The sequence below is a fragment of the Acinetobacter sp. SH024 genome (assembly GCF_000163635.1).
Taxonomy (GTDB): domain Bacteria; phylum Pseudomonadota; class Gammaproteobacteria; order Pseudomonadales; family Moraxellaceae; genus Acinetobacter; species Acinetobacter pittii.
Map to the genome: position 1 here is coordinate 668,694 of NZ_GG753601.1, position 21,682 is coordinate 690,375.

23 protein-coding genes are annotated in these 21,682 nt (G+C 39.4%); 11 read left to right on the forward strand and 12 right to left on the reverse strand.

The window, feature by feature from the left end:
* Position 1 precedes the first annotated feature (1 nt).
* From era to HMPREF0013_RS15740, 7 genes are all read right to left on the reverse strand, one after another.
* Complete coding sequence (gene era / locus HMPREF0013_RS15710; protein ID WP_014207367.1) at positions 2-1,024, reverse strand: GTPase Era; 1,023 nt, start codon at positions 1,022-1,024, stop codon at positions 2-4.
* An 11-nt stretch (positions 1,025-1,035) separates the two neighbouring features.
* Entirely contained in the window at positions 1,036-1,728 is a 693-nt protein-coding gene (gene rnc, locus HMPREF0013_RS15715) for a ribonuclease III (protein WP_005067830.1), read from the reverse strand.
* The gene (locus tag HMPREF0013_RS15720; RefSeq protein ID WP_005073153.1) at positions 1,700-2,074 is read right to left on the reverse strand and encodes a DUF4845 domain-containing protein; all 375 of its coding nucleotides are present in this window, start codon (positions 2,072-2,074) and stop codon (positions 1,700-1,702) included. Before HMPREF0013_RS15720 ends, rnc begins: the two co-directional genes overlap by 29 nt.
* Positions 2,075-2,098: 24 nt before the next feature.
* Positions 2,099-2,926 carry a signal peptidase I gene (gene lepB, locus HMPREF0013_RS15725; protein WP_002118456.1) on the reverse strand — a complete coding sequence of 276 codons (828 nt, stop codon included), beginning with the start codon at positions 2,924-2,926 and terminating at the stop codon, positions 2,099-2,101.
* Between the two features lie 75 nt (positions 2,927-3,001).
* Positions 3,002-4,819 carry a translation elongation factor 4 gene (lepA, locus tag HMPREF0013_RS15730; RefSeq protein ID WP_002118606.1) on the reverse strand — a complete coding sequence of 606 codons (1,818 nt, stop codon included), beginning with the start codon at positions 4,817-4,819 and terminating at the stop codon, positions 3,002-3,004.
* Positions 4,820-4,994: 175 nt separating this feature from the next.
* Positions 4,995-5,447, reverse strand: a complete 453-nt coding sequence (locus tag HMPREF0013_RS15735) for an acyl-CoA thioesterase (protein ID WP_002118612.1) — start codon at positions 5,445-5,447, stop codon at positions 4,995-4,997.
* Between the two features lie 122 nt (positions 5,448-5,569).
* Entirely contained in the window at positions 5,570-6,946 is a 1,377-nt protein-coding gene (locus HMPREF0013_RS15740) for a Do family serine endopeptidase (RefSeq protein WP_002118501.1), read from the reverse strand.
* A gap of 230 nt (positions 6,947-7,176) precedes the next feature.
* Between HMPREF0013_RS15740 and nadB the strand changes: the two genes are divergently transcribed.
* Positions 7,177-8,820, forward strand: a complete 1,644-nt coding sequence (gene nadB / locus HMPREF0013_RS15745; protein ID WP_016802641.1) for an L-aspartate oxidase — start codon at positions 7,177-7,179, stop codon at positions 8,818-8,820.
* Positions 8,821-8,877: 57 nt separating this feature from the next.
* Here nadB and HMPREF0013_RS15750 read toward each other — a convergent pair whose 3' ends face one another.
* The 4 genes from HMPREF0013_RS15750 to pabC all read right to left on the reverse strand — a co-directional run bounded on the left by HMPREF0013_RS15750 (position 8,878) and on the right by pabC (position 11,924).
* Entirely contained in the window at positions 8,878-9,294 is a 417-nt protein-coding gene (locus HMPREF0013_RS15750) for a PaaI family thioesterase (protein ID WP_000842533.1), read from the reverse strand.
* Between the two features lie 136 nt (positions 9,295-9,430).
* Positions 9,431-10,030: a dTMP kinase gene (gene tmk, locus HMPREF0013_RS15755; RefSeq protein WP_002118740.1), complete on the reverse strand. Its 600-nt coding sequence runs from the start codon at positions 10,028-10,030 to the stop codon at positions 9,431-9,433.
* A gap of 9 nt (positions 10,031-10,039) precedes the next feature.
* The gene (gene mltG, locus HMPREF0013_RS15760; protein ID WP_002118908.1) at positions 10,040-11,110 is read right to left on the reverse strand and encodes an endolytic transglycosylase MltG; all 1,071 of its coding nucleotides are present in this window, start codon (positions 11,108-11,110) and stop codon (positions 10,040-10,042) included.
* Between the two features lies 1 nt (position 11,111).
* Entirely contained in the window at positions 11,112-11,924 is an 813-nt protein-coding gene (gene pabC / locus HMPREF0013_RS15765) for an aminodeoxychorismate lyase (RefSeq protein ID WP_002118496.1), read from the reverse strand.
* Between the two features lie 263 nt (positions 11,925-12,187).
* On the opposite strand from pabC, the gene HMPREF0013_RS15770 reads away from it, so the two are divergent.
* The 6 genes from HMPREF0013_RS15770 to HMPREF0013_RS15795 all read left to right on the forward strand — a co-directional run bounded on the left by HMPREF0013_RS15770 (position 12,188) and on the right by HMPREF0013_RS15795 (position 17,697).
* A complete protein-coding gene (locus HMPREF0013_RS15770; RefSeq protein ID WP_002118775.1) occupies positions 12,188-13,195 on the forward strand; it encodes a sulfate ABC transporter substrate-binding protein in 1,008 nt (335 codons plus the stop codon).
* 30 nt (positions 13,196-13,225) lie between these two features.
* Positions 13,226-13,834: an RBBP9/YdeN family alpha/beta hydrolase gene (locus HMPREF0013_RS15775; RefSeq protein ID WP_002118423.1), complete on the forward strand. Its 609-nt coding sequence runs from the start codon at positions 13,226-13,228 to the stop codon at positions 13,832-13,834.
* Positions 13,835-13,914: 80 nt separating this feature from the next.
* Positions 13,915-14,748: a sulfate ABC transporter permease subunit CysT gene (gene cysT / locus HMPREF0013_RS15780; protein ID WP_005067805.1), complete on the forward strand. Its 834-nt coding sequence runs from the start codon at positions 13,915-13,917 to the stop codon at positions 14,746-14,748.
* Entirely contained in the window at positions 14,745-15,629 is an 885-nt protein-coding gene (gene cysW / locus HMPREF0013_RS15785; RefSeq protein ID WP_002118746.1) for a sulfate ABC transporter permease subunit CysW, read from the forward strand. The genes cysT and cysW overlap by 4 nt, the downstream gene beginning before the upstream one ends.
* Positions 15,630-15,640: 11 nt before the next feature.
* On the forward strand, positions 15,641-16,702 hold the full coding sequence (locus tag HMPREF0013_RS15790) for a sulfate/molybdate ABC transporter ATP-binding protein (RefSeq protein ID WP_002118816.1): 1,062 nt from the start codon (positions 15,641-15,643) through the stop codon (positions 16,700-16,702).
* Positions 16,703-16,773: 71 nt separating this feature from the next.
* Entirely contained in the window at positions 16,774-17,697 is a 924-nt protein-coding gene (locus HMPREF0013_RS15795; RefSeq protein WP_002118601.1) for a CysB family HTH-type transcriptional regulator, read from the forward strand.
* Positions 17,698-17,789: 92 nt separating this feature from the next.
* Here HMPREF0013_RS15795 and carO read toward each other — a convergent pair whose 3' ends face one another.
* Positions 17,790-18,518, reverse strand: a complete 729-nt coding sequence (gene carO / locus HMPREF0013_RS15800) for an ornithine uptake porin CarO type 4 (RefSeq protein WP_002118918.1) — start codon at positions 18,516-18,518, stop codon at positions 17,790-17,792.
* A 295-nt stretch (positions 18,519-18,813) separates the two neighbouring features.
* Here carO and dapD point away from each other — a divergent pair, with 295 nt between their 5' ends.
* The 4 genes from dapD (at position 18,814) to HMPREF0013_RS15820 (ending at position 21,586) form a co-directional block, all read left to right on the forward strand.
* Positions 18,814-19,635, forward strand: coding sequence for a 2,3,4,5-tetrahydropyridine-2,6-dicarboxylate N-succinyltransferase (gene dapD / locus HMPREF0013_RS15805; RefSeq protein WP_002118664.1), 822 nt, complete (start codon positions 18,814-18,816; stop codon positions 19,633-19,635).
* Between the two features lie 98 nt (positions 19,636-19,733).
* Entirely contained in the window at positions 19,734-20,444 is a 711-nt protein-coding gene (gene queE, locus HMPREF0013_RS15810) for a 7-carboxy-7-deazaguanine synthase QueE (protein WP_002118723.1), read from the forward strand.
* A gap of 40 nt (positions 20,445-20,484) precedes the next feature.
* Positions 20,485-21,153, forward strand: coding sequence for a 7-cyano-7-deazaguanine synthase QueC (gene queC, locus HMPREF0013_RS15815; RefSeq protein WP_002118843.1), 669 nt, complete (start codon positions 20,485-20,487; stop codon positions 21,151-21,153).
* Positions 21,154-21,169: 16 nt separating this feature from the next.
* Entirely contained in the window at positions 21,170-21,586 is a 417-nt protein-coding gene (locus HMPREF0013_RS15820; protein ID WP_002118993.1) for a hypothetical protein, read from the forward strand.
* Positions 21,587-21,682: the final 96 nt, after the last annotated feature.

A 21,682-nucleotide genomic window follows, 5' to 3' on the forward strand; every position in this document is an offset into this window, starting at 1 on the left:
TTTAGATATCACTGTATCCTAAGCTTTTGAGAGCACGCTCATCATCAGACCAGCCACCCTTCACTTTCACCCAAAGTGTGAGCATAATTTTTTGCTCAAACATTTTTTCCATGTCTTTACGAGCATCCATACCAATCGTTTTAAGCTTAGTACCTTTTTCACCAATCACAATGGCTTTTTGACCAGCGCGATCTACAAAAATCGTTGCATCGATATAGGTACAAGCTGGTTTTAAACGACCAGTTTTTTCATTAACAGTTGCTTCTTCTGTTTTGAAAGATTCAATTTGTACTGTTAAATCATAAGGAAGCTCTTCACCCAACTGACGCATGATTTTTTCGCGAATAATTTCACTTGCCAAGAAGCGTTCAGAGCGGTCAGTAATCTGATCAAATGAATACAATGGTGGTTGATAAGGAAGGTATTTCTCAATCGTTTCACTCAAGTGTTCTAAGTTTGCACCACGCAAAGCAGAAACAGGAACAATCTCAGCAAAATTCATAAGTTTGGCACGTTCTTGAATGAGAGGAAGAATCTCCCTTTTATCTTCAAAAGTGTCCGCCTTATTAATGACCAAAATAACCGGCATTTCAGCGTTCTTGAGTTTTTCAAGCACTAAATCGTCGTTTTGAGTCCACTTATAAGCATCGATAACGAATAAAACTAAGTTAACGTCACGTAATGCAGAATGAGCAGCACGGTTCATCATTTTATTAATAGCACGCACTTCTTTTTTATGCATACCTGGGGTATCTACATATACCGCCTGCATCTTTTCGCGCGAATCAATACCAATAATTTTATGACGTGTTGTTTGAGGTTTACGCGAAGTAATAGAGAGCTTTTGACCCAATAAATGGTTCATGAGGGTAGATTTACCCACATTTGGACGTCCCACAATCGCCACAAATCCGCTCTTAAAATCCGAAGGGATTGTTACACCTTTGGAACTAAAAAATTGATCAATCAGATTATTAGGATCTTGGTTTTCATTTGAATCTGGATTGATTTGATCAGAATGCATCGACATGCAGGTTATTGCTCCAATAACTTTAAAATTTCCGCCGCTGCTGCCTGCTCGGCAAAACGACGACTTGAACCCTCACCATAAATCTTCGGTAAACCATCTACCACACATTCCACTTTAAAGTGCTGATGAGGTGCATCACCCTGAATATCTACAACCTCGTAAACAGGGAGAGGTTTTTTACGTGCTTGTAGATACTCTTGTAAACGTGATTTCGGATCTTTGAGTTGATCCGTAGGTTCTATATGGTCTAAATAGGGTATGTACCATTTTAGCACAATATCTTTAAGTAAGTTGAGATCACCACTATCAAGATAGATTGCACCAATAATCGCTTCTACCGTATCTGCTAATATTGACTCACGATGATGACCACCAGACTTCAACTCGCCTGTACTTAATATTAAACACCGACTAAGTTGCAAATCTGTTGCAATCTTACCTAAAGCTTCCTGACGAACTAAAGTCGCTCGCATACGCGTGAGGCGGCCTTCATTTTCATTTGGATAGGCATGATATAGATAATTAGCGATTATCATGCCTAATAATGAATCACCGAGAAACTCTAAGCGCTCGTAATTGTATTTGTGACTCACCGAACGATGAGTCAAAGCTAACTGTAACAATTCAAGCTGCTTAAATTGATATCCGATTCGACTCAGTAAGCGAGGATCACTTAGTTTGAACTGATGTTTTATCAAAACTCTTCTCAAATGTTAAAACTAAATCAATATTAAATAAGAAAGGTTTTCTTACTTCATATTTCTTTTTGACCGTTAGACCTGACTGATTAAACACTTGAGCGATCTCTTTAAAGGGGAGATCACGAATATTGTTCATTTCGAGTCGCTGATCCATTTGTGTTACAAACTTTTGTGGTGTGATCTCAGAAGAGCTTTCTTGTAAAAGCTCTTCTATCTGATTATTAATCAGCCGATCATCCCAATATGCTGGCCAAACTGCAAGTACAGCTTTTACTGCAACTGCAAATATAACCACCCCAAATAAAATTGCTAAATACGAAGTACCCTGTTGTGCCTTACGCATTTCTTTTTTTCCTAATGGTTGTTTTTAATCTATTTTTCCATTTCGGCTAAAGTTAGGAAGGTGTAAACCCGGTTCTTTATGCATCCACACGTAGAATGCTCGTCCTGTTAAGTTTTCTTCAGGAACGAACCCCCAGAAACGACTGTCTGCACTTTGATCGCGGTTATCCCCCATTGCAAAGTAATGTCCTTTTGGCACAGTCACTTCCCAATATAAACCGTCTTGGTTTGCATATTTACCATTTTCAACATAGTTGATAAACGGTGCTTGGCGCGCCACATTTACGCCTTCAAGCTCACGCATCGTAAAGGTATGCTCACCAATCGTCTCTTTATGATAAATAGACGTTGGCGTATCCATCACATCTTTTTCACGACTGAACTGTGTTAATACTTTCGGTACTTTTTTCCCGTTAATAATCAATTGCCCATGGTCATAAACAATATGATCACCAGGTAAACCGATTACACGTTTAATATAGCTAATAGTCGGTTGAGGTGGATAACGGAATACAATTACATCACCACGCTTCGGCTCACCTACATCAATAATTTTTTTATTAACGATAGGTAAACGTACACCATAATCAAATTTATTCACCAGAATAAAATCACCAGTTTCTAAAGTTGGTACCATAGAGTCCGATGGAATATTAAATGGTTCATAAAGAAATGAACGAAGCACAAGTACTACAGCTAAAACTGGCCAAAAGTCATAGGCCCATGTAATGACAAAATTTTCGTTCCCGCGTCCTTTATTTGCACGCTGTTTTAATACAAGTTTATCTAACAACCACACTGCAAATAGAATCAGCGTAACTGGAACAAGAATTAAATTAAAATCAAAATCCACATGACCTCACTCGCAGCCTTGCTGCTTGTATTACAGTGGGGAAAAGAAATTGTTCACTTCCCCCACCCTCATTTCTTATCTTTCTACTTTCAATACAGCCAAGAACGCTTCTTGTGGAATTTCAACACTTCCCACTTGTTTCATACGTTTCTTACCTTCTTTTTGTTTAGAAAGTAGTTTTTTCTTACGCGAAACGTCACCACCATAACATTTTGCCAAAACGTTTTTACGCATCGCTTTTACGGTAGAACGGGCAATAATTTGTGCACCGATTGCTGCCTGAATAGCAACATCGAACATTTGGCGAGGAATTAAATCTTTCATTTTCTCAACCAATGCAATACCACGATGACGTGCATCATTACGGTGACAAATCATAGCCAAGGCATCAACCTTTTCGCTATTAATTAACACATCAACCTTAACTAAAGCTGAACTTTCAAAACGTACAAAGTTATAGTCTAAAGATGCAAAGCCACGAGAGCATGACTTTAATCTATCAAAGAAATCCATAACGACTTCAGCCATCGGGATTTCAAAAGTAATAGAAACTTGGTTACCCAAGAATTTCATATCTTTTTGTACACCACGACGTTCGATACAGAGCGTCATTACGTTCCCTAAGTATTCTTGAGGAACAAGGATATGACATTCAGCAATTGGTTCACGCAAATCTTCTACAGTCGATCCATCCGGCATTTTTGATGGACTATCGATGTAAATCGTTTCGCCTTTCTTGGTTAATGCTTCATAAATTACGGTAGGTGCAGAACTGATGAGATCAAGATCGTATTCACGCTCTAAACGCTCTTGTACAATTTCCATGTGCAGCATACCTAAGAAGCCACAACGGAAACCAAAGCCTAAAGCATCTGAACTTTCTGGTTCAAAGAATAAAGCCGAGTCATTGATCTGTAATTTTTGCAATGCTTCACGGAACGGTTCAAAGTCACTCGCGTCAATCGGGAAAAGACCAGCATATACTTGCGGTTTAACCTTTTTGAAACCTGGTAAAGTTGCAACATCTGGTGTAGAAGCAAGAGTAATCGTGTCACCTACTGGTGCACCAAAAATATCTTTAATACCCGCAATAACAAAACCTACTTCACCAGCTTCAAGAATATCTGTTTCAGTATGCTTAGGATTAAACACGCCTACAGAAGTGACCGGATGAGTTTGTCCTGTCGATTTAACCAACATTTTGTCGCCCTTGCGGATACGACCTTGTTTAATACGAACAAGAGAAACTACGCCTAAGTAGTTATCAAACCATGAGTCGATAATTAATGCCTGTAATGGTGCTTCACGATCACCTTCTGGCGCCGGAATAACATCGACTAAACGCTCGAGTACACCTTCAACACCTAAACCAGTTTTTGCTGAACAGGTTGGTGCATCTGTCGCTTCAATCCCGATAATTTCTTCAATTTCATGAATTACACGTTCAGGTTCAGCCTGTGGTAAATCAATTTTATTTAGAATAGGAAGAACTTCTAGACCTTGTTCAATTGCTGTATAACAGTTTGCAACTGATTGAGCTTCAACGCCTTGTGCAGCATCTACAACCAGTAGCGCACCTTCACATGCAGCTAATGAACGAGAAACTTCATAGGAGAAGTCAACGTGCCCTGGCGTATCAATAAAGTTAAGTTGGTATTCCTGACCATTTGGATGGGTGTAATACAGCGTGACAGAAGCGGCTTTAATGGTAATCCCACGTTCACGCTCAAGCTCCATTGAGTCTAAGACTTGAGCTTGCATTTCACGATCTTGTAGACCGCCACACATCTGAATAAAACGGTCAGCCAATGTAGACTTACCATGGTCAATGTGGGCAATAATCGAGAAATTTCGTATATTTTTGATATCGACGGATTTTTTAGCTTGCGCCATGGGTTACCTTGAGAAAATATAGAGTGCTATGTAGCTTGTTTTAATACACAGCCAAAGCGGTTAAATAAATTGCGTGAGATTATAACAGATGCATATTTTAAAGTATCCAAAATAATCATTAGCTTTGTACTTATGTTTTAAAAAAGGACAGTCAAAGTAAGCGTCTTACTTCAAATTATCGAGCATACGAAACAGTAAAATCATAAGGGTTTATGCTTGAGTCAAGCGGCTTGTATGCATGGGTAAAAGTTGGCGACATTCGTTTTGGACGTCCTGTAGCAATTTCAATACATGCCCATTTGGTATTTCCAACAAATAATACGGCCTGATCTGATGGACGAAAAAACACATACTGGCGGAATGAATAAAGTGCATTAATGTCATCTAACCATGTACGTAACACAATTTGTTCGCCTTCAAATGCAGCTTTACGATATTGCACATGATGCTCAACCGCGACCATGGCGTGTTTTAACTCAAGATATTTAGTTACCCCTACTCCCAAAGTTTCAACATGAGCAGCAGCTACATCCTGCATCCATTGAACATACATTACGTTATTTACATGCCCTAACGCATCAATGTGATGTGGCTGCACCTGAATATGTAAATCAAAAATACTACTCACAAATGAACACTCTTATTTATTAACCTTAAAACTGAAATAAGTGTAGGTAGATATCGCTAAACGCTCAAGATAAATAACAAAAACCACCCATTTTCAGGGTGGCTTATTGATTCGGTTGAGGATTATTGAATACGTAAACCAAGCATTGCGCGCTGTCCCTGACGAATAATAGCAACACGTGCTACAGTATTTTTCGGCAAGTTAGAAACAACTTTTGCAAAATCCTGACTATTTAAAATTTGGCTATTATTGACTTGGGTAATCACATCACCCGGAATGATATTGGACAATGACGCTAAACCACCACGGCGAACATCTTGTACAAAAATCCCACCTTTCACGCTTAACGCATTTTTTTCCGGTTCAGCTAGATCACGAATACTCATGCCTAAAACTGGCCCCTTAGATGCAGCACCTTGTGCACCAGTAGCAGGTGTTTCATCTGGTGCAGTCGTTAAAGTCGCTGAAATATTGCGTGTTTTATCATCACGTAACACTTCAAACTGAACAGTTTGATTTGGCTGTACTTTGTTTAATGCGTAAAGTAAATCACTCGTACGAAGTACAGACGCACCATTTAGTTTTAAAATTACATCACCAGCTCTCAGCCCTGCTTTTTGTGCAGGTGAGTTCGGAGAAATTTGAGTAATTAAAGCACCTTCAGGTTTTGGTAATTTGTACGCATCAGCAAGGTTTCTGTCAATATCTTGCATCATCACCCCTAGGTAAGAGCGTGTTACTTTACCTTTTGTTTTGAGCTGGTCTGCAACATCCATAGCTACGTCAATCGGAATAGAGAAAGACAAGCCCATATAACCGCCAGTACCACTAAATATTCGAGAGTTTACCCCGACCACTTCACCATTTTGGTTAAACAATGGACCACCAGAGTTACCTGGGTTTAAAGCCACATCAGTTTGAATAAACGGCACCGAAGTTTCACCGCTCATGTTTCGTGATTTTGCGCTGACAATACCGGCCGAAGCTGAGTAGTCAAAGCCAAACGGAGAACCAATAGCTAAAACAGGTTCTCCGACACGTAAGCGATCAACATTTCCTACTCGTAAAGCTGGATAGTTAGTTCCGTTTACTTTTAATAAAGCAACGTCTGTACGCTCATCGCTACCCACCACGGTTGCATCAATTTCACGGCGGTCATTTAGAGTGATGCTAATACGAGAGGCATTTTCAATCACATGATGGTTTGTGAGTAAGTAACCATCTTTACTAATGAAGAATGCACTTCCGTAAGCTGTCTTTTCTTGTGGACCTTGTTGCTGTGGAATGATGACCTGATTGCCAAAGAAACGTTTTAAAATTTCAGGAACTTGCTGTTGCAACAGTTCATCCTGAGTCATTTTTTTTACGACATTTACACTCACGACTGCTGGACTAACTTGTTCAACAAGATTTGAAAAATCAACAGCAGCATTTGCTTGAACAGCAGCAACTGTAAATACCGCTGCATACATTCCTTGTTGTAAATAGCGAGATTTCATTCGGTGCTCACCCACAATTGGTCTACGAGAATAAGGATAAAACTGTTGTATCACAACGCTTTGAGGTTGTGCGTAACAATATGTTTATTTGTAATACGTCATCACAAGGAATATTTTACGCATTGCAACTTTTTAAGCCAATTGCAATTTTTCTCTGAGTTAGAGCGCTTAAGCTCTTGCCTTTTTAGGTAAAAAGGGGTGTCATTAGCGGACGTTTTAAATTGATGCGAATGGACATGCCTAATTTACAGACAATTCACCACTTTGACGTGATTATTGTGGGCAGCGGCGGCGCTGGTTTAAGTCTGGCTTTATCGTTACCAAATCATTTTAATATTGCAGTTTTAGCCAAAGCTGCTTTAACCGAAGCAAGTACCTTTTATGCTCAAGGTGGCGTTGCTGCTGTTCTTGATGAGACTGACTCTATTCAACAGCATATTAATGACACTATGATTGCAGGCGCTCATTTATGTGAAATGGACGCGGTACAACATACTGTAGAAGGCGGCCGCCCTTCTGTTGATTTTCTTTTAAAACAAGGCGTGCAATTTACCTTAGATGAAGATGAGCAACTTCACTTAACTCGCGAAGGTGGTCACTCGCAACGTCGTATTATCCATTCTGCTGATGCAACAGGCAAAGCCATTTCAACCACTTTAGTTGAGCGTGCCAAAGAACGTAAAAATATTACTATTTTTGAAAACTATATTGCGATTGATTTAATCACCTCGCATAAATTAGGCCATATCGACCAAGCGAATCGTGCTATTGGTTTATATGCATTAGATGAAAATACTGAAAAGGTTCATACTTTCCTTGCACCATTTACCGCGCTAGCTTGCGGCGGTGCCATGAAGGCTTATCTGTACACATCTAATCCAGATATTGCCACAGGTGATGGTATTGCAATGGCCTTCCGTGCAGGTTGCCGTGTAGCCAATATGGAATTTAATCAGTTCCACCCAACGTGTCTGTATCATCCTCAAGCACGATCATTTTTAATTACCGAAGCTATGCGTGGTGAAGGTGCTTATTTGCGCTTACCTGATGGCGAACGGTTTATGTTGCGTTTTGACGATCGTGCAGAACTGGCTCCTCGCGATATTGTGGCACGTACCATTGACCATGAAATCAAGCGTCTCGGTATTCGTCACGTGTGGTTAGATATTACCCACAAATCACCCGAGTTTATTAAAGAGCACTTCCCTACACTTTATGCAAGATTGCTTGAGTTAGGCATCGATATTACCAAAGACATGATTCCTGTAGTTCCAGCAGCTCACTATACATGTGGTGGTGTTGTGGTTGACTCAAATAGCCAGACGGATATTGAAGGTCTCTATGCGATTGGTGAAACGTCTTATACAGGCTTACATGGTGCAAACCGCATGGCAAGTAACTCATTACTTGAGTGCTTCGTTTATGGCATGAGTGCAGCAAAAGATATCGAAAATAAATTTGATGAAAACTTCAAATTACCAGAAGTACCAACTTGGGATGACTCACAAGTAACCAATCCTGATGAAGATGTTGTGATTTTACAAAACTGGGATGAGTTACGTTCGACCATGTGGAACTACGTTGGTATTGTAAGGACTACTAAACGTTTAGAACGTGCTTTACACCGTATTGAAATGTTAAAGCGTGAAATCACGGAATATTATCAAGACTATCGTGTTAGCAAAAACCTGATTGAGCTGCGTAACCTTGTTTTAGTATCGGAAATGATTGTTCGCTGTGCCATGCAACGTAAAGAATCACGTGGTTTACATTACACGCTTGATTATCCGGAAACTTCGAGTGAAATTCGTAAAACCGTTTTAACTCCTCCAAATTTTGCAGTAGAACAGCCGTTGGTTAATACTGACATTTAAGTTGTTCTTCTATAAAAAAGCACAGCTTTGGCTGTGCTTTTTTATTTGGTTTGATATTTATGCTCTAGGTGGGATTGAATAAGTCGCGGTCACATGCGCAACAGGTTCATCCAAACCGACCGAATAAATCCAAACCTCACCCACCACTAAACTCTTTCCTACTTTCATGAGTTTACATTCACTACGTAAGTCTTGATCACCCGCGGGTTTTCTTAAAAAATTAATATTAAAGTTGGTGGTTACGGCTAAACCAACAATACCGATCTCACCTAATATCGCAATATATAAGGCAAAATCAGCTAATGTCATCATGGTTGGACCAGATATCGTGCCACCAGGGCGTTGATGCCTTTGATCGACATGATAATAAACAACTGCAGCTTTGGGGGTGACTGATTCAATCGTGCAATGTTCAAGACTTGGTGGAAATTCCTTTTCAAGAAATGCCACGATTTCTTCTTTTGAGCTTTTCATCCTTGTTATTCTTCAATCTATAAATCATATGTAAGATAGCATAAGAAAATAGCAGATATTTTCTATGACGATTTAAATCAGAATTAACGTCATTTTTCACCACTCCCAAAAATATGAGAGTGGCTAATCCGATGGCCTATGCTAAATATTGCAGAGCTTGCTCAAACACCTGATCTGGACTTTGTGTAGCATCTATTCGCTTAATACGTTCCGGTTCAGCCTTCCATAAGGTTTCATAACCTTCACGAACCTTAGTAAAGAAGCTTAACTTTTCTTGTTCAAAACGGTCTAAAGCTCCACGTTCACGTGCACGGTTCATACCAAGTTCAATCGGTGCGTCTAGCCAGAAAGTCACCTCCGGCATGCGTGAAACGAAGTTCTGATTTAAAAGTTGTAATTTATCTTGGCTTAAACCACGACCAGAACATTGATAAGCAAAACTCGCATCGGTAAAGCGATCACTTAATACAATTTTGTTAGCTTCTAAAGCAGGTAAAATAACTTGTTGTAAGTGTTGAGCACGTGCTGCATAAATGAGTAATAACTCGGTATCATGACTCATATTTTCATCATGATTCACCGCCAAAAGCATAGAACGAATTTGCTCAGCTAACGGTGTGCCCCCCGGCTCTCGAGTTAAAACAACTTGTTTGCCATGCTCTTCAAAATGCTGATGAATTTTTCGAATGAGTGTAGTTTTACCTACCCCTTCCGTGCCTTCAAAGCTGATAAACATCTCTTTTCCTTATTTCTTCGATCTCAACACGGATAAATATTCTTGCACAGCTTGATTATGTGCTTGCAAGTCTGCCGTAAATTTATGTCCACCATTACCAGTCGCTACGAAATAGATGTTATTTGAATCATCTGGATGTAATGCTGCTTCAATTGCTTTTTGGCTTGGCAAAGCAATTGGAGTAGGCGGTAAACCATTAATGGTATAAGTATTATATGGTGTTGGAGTACGGAGGTCTTCTCGGGTAATGTTGCCTTTATAGTTATTACCCATTCCGTAAATAACAGTTGGATCCGTTTGTAAACGCATACCGAGTTTTAAACGGCGGACAAAAACTCCAGAAACTTGTGTAAGTTCACTGTCTAAACTTGTTTCTTTCTCAACAATAGAAGCCATAATTAATGCTTCATATTTATCTTTATAAGGTAAATTCGGCGCGCGATTTGCCCAAGCTGTATCTAAAGCTTTTATTTGGCGATGATATAAATCGGTAAGAATTTTCTTGTCAGTCTCGCCTTTTGCAAAGAAATAAGTATTCGGCGCGAATAAGCCTTCTGGATGATTGTAAGGAATCCCAAGCGCTTTCATAAGCTGATCATTAGGTAAATCCAATATTGTATTTTTTACATTTTTATCATTTTTTAATGCAGTAATAAGCTGCTTAAAAGTTGTACCTTCAATCACCAAAACACGATTCATCTGAGCATTATCAGCGTCAGATAACATCTCTAATACTTGTCTTACGCTCATCCCTTGTTCAATTTCATACACACCAGCTTTCATGCTGTCATGAATCATAAACTTTTGATAAAGCTTTAATACGATAGGAAAGCTAACTTTATCTTCTTTTGCCAAACGATCAATAAAACCAGAATAAGTTTCCCCGGATGTAATAGATAACATCTGTTTTTTGCCTTCGATAGGATAAGCCTTAAACAAACTTGACCATAAAATGGCAAAAGTAGAAATTAAAACAATAAAAAGGCCAATTAGAACCAATCGCTTAGAAAATTTTGGAGCTTGTTTTTTGTTATTTTTCTTGGCGTTTTTTGCTTTCGCATTCACAGGTGGCTTCGGCATATTAATGAATCTGATTTAAGTTAAGGATATGAAATAAATCTATGCATGCCTGTGTATCTAGCGTTTTTTCGCCTAAATGAGTTACCACTCGCATAGGGTTTAAAGCATTACAAAAGAATAGACTTTGTATTTCAGATACTTCATCTAATTCAATCACACGTACTTCACAGGCAATACCATGGTGCTGCATACGCGCCAGAATTTCTGCCCGCATTACACCGTGGACGCCATTATAGCGAAGTTCAGGAGTAATCCATCTATCATTTAAACGAATAAAACAATTACTACTGACCCCTTCAACAATATAACCTTGTACATCAGTAACTAATGCTTCAGCCCACCCGAGTTGATCTGCTTCTTTTTTTAGCAATACTTGCTCAAGACGGTTTAAAGATTTAAGCCCGACCAAGCTCGGCATGGTTAAACCTAGGGCCTGATTTAAAACACCGCACTGGATAGAGTCAGGCACAAACGGCTCTAAAGCTTTTGGATAAAACCAGATATAAATATCAGCTTCATGTTTTGGCAGACTATAACCGCGGTCGCCTTCCCCACGACTAATCACAATTTTTAAAGTGCCATTGAGTACGAGGTTCTGCTTTTGCAGTTGCTGCAAACTCAGTTCAATTAATTCAAAATTTACAGTTAAAGACAGTTTTTGACATGCAAGTTTTAGACGTTGCCAGTGCCTTTCTTTAAGCTCAATTTGGTTTTGAAAAACACGAATTGTGGTAAAGCATCCATCTCCATAATGAAAGGCTCGATCTAATAAAGGAATAGTCTCAACGGGTTGCCCATTTTTAAAACACCACATGTTTGCTCCATCCTTTGCTAAAAGCCGTACAACAATACAACACCTTTCATTTAAATAATAAATAATTGATTTTAAAAAATTATACCCATTTCGTATCTGCTTTTGAAACTTGTTATATATCAAGATTTAAGAATAGTTTATCTCTTTTTATTATTTCTATTTTTTTCATATTAAATTCGTTTTTTATTATTTTTTTAGAATAAAGACTAGCGCTATTCTGCGTTCATGTTTTGAACATTTCATATTTTTTGAGGACTTATCTCATGCGTTTTTCTCAATTAAAAGTCGGGGTTATCGCTGCACTTCTTTCTGTTTCGTCATTTGCAGCCCAAGAATTTTTAAACGTTTCTTACGATCCTACTCGTGAGCTATATACAGATTTCAACAAACAGTTCGGTACTTACTGGAAACAACGTACTGGTCAAGATATTGAGTTTAAGCAATCACACGGCGGCTCTGGTAAACAGGCTCGTGCGGTTATCGATGGTTTAAATGCAGATGTAGTGACATTAGCACTTGCAGCAGATATTGATGAAATTGCTGAAAAAGCAAAATTACTTCCAACCAACTGGCAGAAAAAACTGCCACAAAACTCAACGCCATATACATCAACCATTGTATTTTTGGTGCGTAAAGGCAACCCAAAGCAAATTAAAGACTGGGCTGATTTAATCAAACCAGGTGTAGAAATCATTACACCAAACCCGAAAACTTCTGGTGGTGCTCGTTGGAATTATCTTGCAGCTTGGGCTTGGGCAAAACATCAACCGGGTGGCAATGATGCGAAAGCACAAGAATACGTTCGCCAAATTTATAAGCACACTAAAGTTCTAGACTCTGGTGCTCGCGGTGCGACGACTACTTTCGCTGAGCGTGGCATTGGTGATGTATTACTGGCTTGGGAAAATGAAGCTCATTTAGCTATTCGTGAACAGCCGGGCAAATTTGAAATTATTACTCCATCTCTTTCGATCTTAGCTGAGCCTCCAGTTGCAATTGTGGAGAAGAATGCAGCTAAAAAAGGCAACTTAACCATTGCTAAAGGTTATCTGAACTACTTGTATTCACCTGCTGGTCAAGAAATTGCAGCACGTAACTTCTACCGTCCGCGTAACGCAGCTGTTCTTAAAAAATACAGCAATGTATTTAAACCATTGAAGCTTGTAACAATCGATAAAGAGTTTGGTGGTTGGACAAAAGTACAAAAACAACACTTTGATAATGGTGGTGTTTTCGATCGAATCGTGAAAATCAATAGTGCAGAGAAGTAATTCTTTGCACTAAAGGTAAGGAGAACAGACATGATTCACACTGTAATTGTTCCGGGTGTAGGTGGCAGTGAACATCAGCATTGGCAATCTTGGTTGCAGCGTCAACTCGTGTCTAGTTCTCGTGTTGAGCAAAAAAACTGGGATAGACCTGTATTAAGCGAATGGGTTGAGCAATTCGTTAAAACAGTTCAAGCAGCTCAAGCTCCTGTTCAAATTGTTGCACATAGTTTTGGATGCTTAACGAGTGTAGCTGCTTTGGCTGAGCATCCAGAATTAAAAAGCCAAGTTAAGAAACTAATTTTAGTCGCTCCAGCGAATCCGGCACGCTTTGGGGAAGCAGGGTTTGCTCGCCATAGCTTGACCGACTACAAAGATTATTTTCATCAATTAAAAATTGATGTGCCTGCAACGCTACTCATTAGTGAAAATGATCCATGGCTCGGCTTTTTTGATGCGTTACAACTTGCAAAATCATGGAAGTTAAATCCCGTTAATCTTGGTGAAGTGGGCCATATTAACGTTGCCTCAGGTTTTGGGCCATTTCCGGATTTGCTGAACTATTTGATCCCAGAAGATTCGATGTGTAGTCACTCATCTATCGACCCGGTAAAAACACATTTCTCTTTGAAATTTGCTTAATACCAATCTTTATACCTCACTATTTATCTTTATTTATTCGCTTACTGGTTTCAGCAGGCTTTTCTCTTTGAGGAAATATCATGTCGCAGCGATCCCGAGTGCTGCCTGGGTTTGGTCTATCTTTGGGCTTCACCCTCGCCTATGTGTCTTTTATTGTGCTTATTCCATTAGCCGCAGTCTTTATCAAATCATTTGGAATCGGATGGGACGGATTATGGGAAATTTTAACGTCTGAGCGTATTTTGAAATCGCTTCAACTCAGCTTTAGTTCAGCTTTAATCGCAGCATCTATTAATGTTGTGTTTGGTCTACTTTTGGCTTGGTGTCTTGTCCGCTATAACTTTCCAGGAAAGCGTCTAGTTGATGCATTGGTCGATTTACCTTTTGCTCTTCCGACCGCAGTTGCAGGTATTGCACTGACTTCACTCTATGCACCTACTGGTTGGTTAGGTCAATATCTGGAACCACTTGGTATTCAGGTTGCCTATACGCCTATCGGAATTACGCTGGCATTGGTCTTTATTGGTATTCCTTTTATTGTTCGGACCGTTCAACCGGTACTCAGCGATATTGAAACCGAACTTGAGGAAGCAGCTTCAGCACTTGGTGCAAATCGTTGGCAGACCATTACTAAAATTATTTTACCCATCTTACTACCTGCTCTATTTACAGGCTTTGCTTTAGCGTTTGCTCGCGGCGTGGGTGAGTATGGTTCTGTTATTTTTATTGCAGGTAACCAGCCATTTAAAACAGAAATTGCACCGCTGATGATCATTTCTCGTCTTGAAGAATATGATTATGCAGGTGCAACGACCATTGCAGCGGTCATGTTAGTTCTCTCTTTTATCATTCTATTTGTCATTAACTTACTTCAAGCATGGGCAAACCGTCGTACAGGGAGAAACATCACATGAATTTACATACCGACAGCAACGCACTTGCTTTGAAGTTACAGTCTCGTGATGCGACACGTGAGCCAACTTGGGTACGTTATACCCTTATTACAATTGCACTGATTTTTTTCCTCAGTTGCCTCATGCTGCCACTCATTTTAGTTTTCGTAGAAGCATTTAAACAGGGACTTGAAGTCTATGTTCAGGCTTTGATTGATCCAGATACCTTATCAGCAGTGAAATTAACATTACTCACCGCAGCAATTGCAGTTCCAATTAATGTGATATTTGGTGTTGCTGCAGCATGGGCTGTCTCTAAGTTCCAGTTTAAAGGCAAGGCTATTTTAACCACTATCATTGATATGCCTTTTTCGGTTTCCCCCGTTATTGCAGGTTTAATGATTGTTCTAATTTTTGGTGCGCAAGGTTGGTTCGGCGGCTGGTTAATGGACCATGACATTAAGATTTTATATGCCGTACCTGGAATTGTTTTAGCAACCATTTTTATTACAGTTCCTTTTGTGGCGCGTGAGTTAATTCCACTCATGGAAGCTCAGGGAACAGAGGAAGAAGAAGCAGCAATTGTACTCGGTGCATCAGGTTGGCAAACTTTTTGGAAGGTCACCCTCCCTAACATTAAATGGGGTCTGATTTACGGCGTGATTTTGTGTAATGCCCGCGCAATGGGTGAGTTTGGCGCAGTATCAGTGGTTTCTGGTCATATCCGTGGTGAAACCAATACTCTGCCACTGCATGTTGAAATTTTATATAACGAGTACACCTTTAGCGCAGCCTTTGCCGTGTCCTCACTGCTTGCCTTCTTAGCTCTTTTAACACTGATTTTAAAAACTTGGTTAGAGCTACATCAAGATAAACCAGAACCGCATTCAACTGATTCGTAAGGAATGAAATCATGAGTATTCAAGTTAAAAATATTGAAAAACACTTTGGTGCATTCCATGCGCTTAAAAATATTTCCCTAGACTTTCCAGAGGGTGAACTGGTTGCGCTACTTGGACCATCTGGTTGTGGTAAGACGACTCTGCTTCGTATCATTGCAGGTCTAGAGTCAGCCGATGGCGGTCAGGTTTTACTTGAAGGTGAAGATGCGACTAATGTACATGTGCGTGAGCGTCAGGTCGGCTTTGTATTTCAGCACTATGCTTTATTCCGTCACATGACTGTATTTGACAATATTGCCTTTGGTTTACGTGTTCGACCTCGTGCAACCCGTCCTTCGGAAGCTGAAATTAAAAAACGTGTCACTCGTTTACTTGATCTAGTTCAACTAGGCTTTTTAGCAGACCGCTACCCTGCTCAGCTTTCTGGCGGACAACGTCAGCGTATTGCTTTAGCCCGTGCTTTAGCAGTAGAACCTCGCGTGTTATTACTCGATGAACCATTTGGCGCTCTAGATGCCAAAGTACGCAAAGAATTACGTCGCTGGTTACGCAACTTACATGATGAATTGCATATCACTTCAATTTTCGTGACTCACGATCAAGAAGAAGCACTTGAGGTTGCAGACCAGATTATTGTCATGAATAAAGGTAATGTTGAGCAAATCGGTTCACCTCGTGAAGTTTATGAAAAACCTGCAACGCCATTTGTGTTTGATTTCTTGGGTCAGGCAAATCGATTTGAAGGTGAACATACGGAAGGTATTATCCGTATCGGTAATGACCGTATTCAATTACCAACAGCAGTTGAGGCACCTCAAGGAAAAGTGATTGCTTTTGCCCGTCCAGATGAGTTACATATTCACTCGCAACCGCAAGCGAATACCATTGAAGCGACTTTTGTACGTGAAATCTGGATTGCTGGAAAAGTAGTGGCCGAATTACAAGACCGTAATGGACGTTTAATTGAAATTGCTCTGAGCAGTGAAGCTGCAAAATTACATGCATTTAAACCTAATCAAACTGTTTGGGTGAGCGCATCTCAATTGCACTTATTTGCAGACCAAGTTGCTTAAGAAATATATTTGGTGAGGAAATATCTTGCGGATCTTTAGACGCTCCTCACCTCTTTTGAGGAAAAGTGTAAATGAACTTTCAACAATTAAGAATTATCCGAGAAACAGTACGCCAAAACTTTAACTTGACGGAAGCATCGGCTGCACTCTACACATCTCAATCGGGTGTAAGTAAACATATCAAAGATTTAGAAGATGAATTAGGTGTTCAACTTTTCGTTCGTAAAGGTAAACGCCTTTTAGGTTTAACTGAACCAGGCCAGTCACTTCTTAGCATTGTTGAACGCATGTTAGTGGATGCTGAAAATATTAAACGACTTGCTGAAGATTTTAATAAGGTTGATGAAGGAACATTAACGATCGCAACTACGCATACTCAAGCGCGTTATGTATTGCCTCCAATCGTTAATCAATTTAAGAAATTATTTCCAAAAGTTCATTTGATTTTACAACAAGCTAGCCCTGTGGAAATTTCAGAAATGCTTTTACAAGGTGAAGCGGATATTGGAATTGCAACCGAGTCTTTAACGACTGAAGAAAATCTGGCTAGCATTCCTTACTATCAATGGCAGCACAGTATTATTACCCCGCAAAATCATCCTTTAGTGCAGGCGGATAAGATCACTCTAGAACTTTTAGCAGAATATCCACTCATTACTTATCATGGTGGTTTTACAGGTAGATCTAAAATTGATAAAGCGTTTGAAGAGGCTCATCTAGATGCAGATATCGTAATGTCAGCTCTGGATGCCGATGTTATCAAAACCTATGTGGAACTTGGCATGGGTGTGGGTATTGTCAATGACGTGGCTTATGATACAGAACGTGATTATCGTTTAAAGCAAACCAAAACTGATATTTTTGGTGTTAATACAACGTGGATTGCGGTTCGCAAAGGTCACTTATTACGCGGTTATGGTTACGAGTTTATTTCTTTATGCTCACCTGATGCGGATATTAAAGCACTTAAGAAAATTGCTTACCCAGATGAATAAAAATTCAAATAAATAAAAGGGCTTTTTAGCTCTTTTATTTATTTTATTAGGTACAAAAAAACGAGCCGTAGCTCGTTTTTTCTTTTGTGATCTTACCAGTAGAAGTTCACACCAACTTTACCAACTGGTAACCATTGGTATTTATCATCATTACGGATTTCGTTTTCTTCAGCACGTAAGTCTTTATCAAAGTCAGCACCATTAACATTAACAAATGTACCATTTGATTTAAGATTTACACTTGGGTTACCAGTATAGTAAGCACCTACCTCACCAAATACACCCCAGTTTTTATTGATTTTAGGTGCAAAACCAAAACCTAAGTATGGAGCGATATCATTTTTATAACTTAATTTACCATCCACTGAACCATTAAAGTTATAATTATTACCATTTACTTTAATAGTACCGTCTTGCGAACGTTTAGTTAGATCGTAATCGTTATCTAAATAAGCAGCACCCGCAGCTACATATAAACCTTGAGCCCAACGGTTAGCACTTGCACCCCATGGACGAATCTCAGCATTTAAGTAGATATTATTGTTATCCATATCTAGGTCATATTTAGTACCATTTACAGAAACATCATCTGTCCACGAAATGTCACCACCATTATAACCAAGAGCCAAACCTACATATGGGTTTGCTTGCCATAATAAAGCACCACCGTAACCAGTTGTACCTACCTCAGCACGTGCCCCCACAGGAATTAATTGGTTTTTGTCAAATGCGTAGCTGTCATGAACAACGGCTTCATCTGCCATAGCAGCGCCAGCAGCGAATAAAGCTGTTGTAGTGACTAATACACGTAATGCTTTCATAGTTTTCTCCTCAAAAAGGCTCTGTTTTTAATTTATTCATCTTGTGACTGAAATCATAATAATGACAGCTTAGATTCTTTTTTATACAAAAAATGCTAGATTTCTGTTATTTTTTGATACAAATTGAGTTAAATTTTTATTTTCAAATCATTTTTGTGTAAAAAACACTTGATTATCTAATAAGCTTATTTTGATTTACCTCATTTATATCATCAATCAAACGTAACACGTTTTTTGAAAGATTCTTGTCACAAATTAGTGTAAAATCTTTAAAATTTTTTATGGAAGGAAGATCATGTCTCAGCTTTCTACAATCATTGAACAAGCATTTGAAGACCGCGCAAATTTTACTGCAGCAGATTGTTCAAGCGAAATTCGCCAAGCTGTTGAAGAAGCAATTGCTGGTTTAGATAACGGTACACTTCGAGTTGCTGAAAAAATCAATGGTGAATGGGTTGTTCATCAATGGTTAAAAAAAGCTGTTTTATTATCATTTAAACTCAATGACAATAAACCAATCGAGTCATGTGATCTTCGTTTCTATGACAAAGTTGAAACTAAATTCTCTGGTTGGACTGAAGAGCAATTTAAAGCTGCAGGTGTTCGTGTTGTTCCTCCTGCTGTAGCACGTCGTGGTAGCTTCCAAGCTAAAAACGTGGTGTTAATGCCATCTTATGTCAACATTGGCGCTTATGTAGATGAAGGCACAATGGTTGATACATGGGCAACTGTAGGTTCATGTGCTCAAATCGGTAAAAATGTTCACTTGTCTGGTGGTGTAGGTATTGGTGGTGTTTTAGAACCATTACAAGCTAACCCAACTATTATTGAAGACAACTGCTTTATCGGTGCGCGTTCAGAAATCGTTGAAGGCGTTATCGTTGAAGAAGGCTCAGTCATTTCAATGGGCGTTTTCATTGGTCAATCAACTAAAATTTATGACCGTGAAACTGGCGAAATCCATTATGGTCGTGTACCAGCAGGTTCAGTTGTAGTTTCAGGCAGCTTGCCATCTAAATGTGGTACTTACAGCTTATATGCTGCAATTATCGTGAAAAAAGTTGATGCGCAAACACGTTCAAAAACAAGCTTGAACGATTTGTTACGCGCTGACTAATTTGTTATAACTCTCTTGCGGAGCTTTAATCGCTCCTCATCTCTACGATCAAACTGATCGTAGAGATTTTATTTTTTATATAGTGTGGTATTTCTAGAATGGCTTCCTTACGTTCCTCTGCAATTCCTGTCTCAGACCCTGCGTCCGGTTTACGCATTACCGAGATTTTTTACTCGTTGCAGGGTGAAGCAAATGCCTCTGGCCTACCGACTGTATTTATTCGTCTAACAGGCTGTCCATTACGTTGTAGCTATTGCGATACCACCTATTCCTTTGAGGGTGGCGAACGTTTTTCACTTGAACATATCATTGAAACAGCTACACAATTTCAAACACCTTATATTTGTGTGACAGGTGGTGAACCTCTTGCTCAGCCAAACTGTTTGATTTTATTACAACGTTTATGTGAAGCAGGTTTTGACGTCTCGTTAGAAACCAGTGGAGCCCTTGATGTATCAAGAGTGGATCCCCGTGTTTCAAAAGTCCTAGATTTAAAGACTCCAACTTCTGGTGAAGAACATCGCAATCTCATCAGTAATCTTGACCATTTAACACCACGTGACCAAATCAAATTTGTGATTTGTAATCGTGAAGACTATGAATGGTCAAAGCAACAAGTTGAAAAATATCAACTGCAAACCAAAGTCAGTACCGTTTGGTTCTCCCCTGCCTTTGCGGTTGAAAAAGGTGCTGTAGGCCTGCCACGTCTAGCACGTGATCTGGCACAGTGGATACTTGATGATAAATTACCTGTTCGTTTCCAGCTTCAGTTACATAAACTGCTTTGGAACGATGAATCAGGTCGTTAATCACTCAATAAAATAAATCATTCCGAATATGGAGAAAAATATGCGCTCTCGTGCCATTGTTTTACTTTCAGGCGGCTTAGACTCAACCACTTGCCTAGCTTGGGCACAAGCGCGCTATGAATGTATTGCTATTAGTTTTATGTATGGTCAACGCTCAACCACTGAACTTGATGCTGCAAAAGCATTAGCTCAGCGTTCAGGTGTTGAACATCGTGTAATTAATATTGATCTCGCTAATTTAGGTGGATCAGCACTTACAGATCACAACATTGCAGTACCAGAACAGTTACAAGAAGGTATTCCTGTAACTTATGTACCAGCGCGTAACACTATTTTCCTCTCATATGCTCTAGCAGCAGCTGAAGTATTTAATGCTGAAGCTATTGTTATTGGTATCAATGCTGTTGATTATTCAGGATATCCTGATTGTCGTCCTGAATTTATTGATGCTTTTGCGAATATGGCCCGTTTAGCAACTAAGGCTGGCGTAGAAGGAAAACCACTTAAATTTGAAACACCCCTGTTACATTTATCCAAAGCGAATATCATACGTTTAGGGATTGAACATGGCGTAGACTATAGTCAAACGGTATCTTGCTACCAAGCAGATGCTCAAGGACGTGCGTGTGGTAAATGTGACAGTTGCCGTTTGCGTAAAGAAGGCTTTATCGATGCTGGTGTTACCGATCCAACACGCTATATACCGTAATAAGTAGGTAAAATTTATGAAGTTGTTAAAATCAAATCTTATTCTTTCATCTTTATTCTCAGCAGCTGCACTTATGGCTGGTTCAGTTCAAGCAGCTGAAAACCCAGTTCAAGCGGCATATAAAAGCACTAACGTTAAAGGTGCATTAGTTAACGTTTGTAAAGAACAAACTGCTAAAGGCGGCAAGTTAAGTTCATCTGAAGTTAGCAAATTCTGTAGCTGTCAGGTTGAAGCACAAGGTAAAGTGACTGAAGCACAAAAATGGGAAATCCAAAGCGCAATCAATGCGAAGAAAAGCCCAAGTTCTCTAGGATTTGTACAACAACAAAACCGTGATCTTAAAGCATGTTTTGGTCCTCAGTTAACAACTAAGCTTGAAAAGTTAACTGAAGATGCAATGAAGGCAGCTCAACAACAAGCTCCTAAAAAATAAGATTTTAATGTTCCAAATTAAGCCTGCATTTATGCAGGCTTTTTTATAGCTCTGTTAAAATAACAGCACTTTTGACCAATTCATTTGATGTAAGCT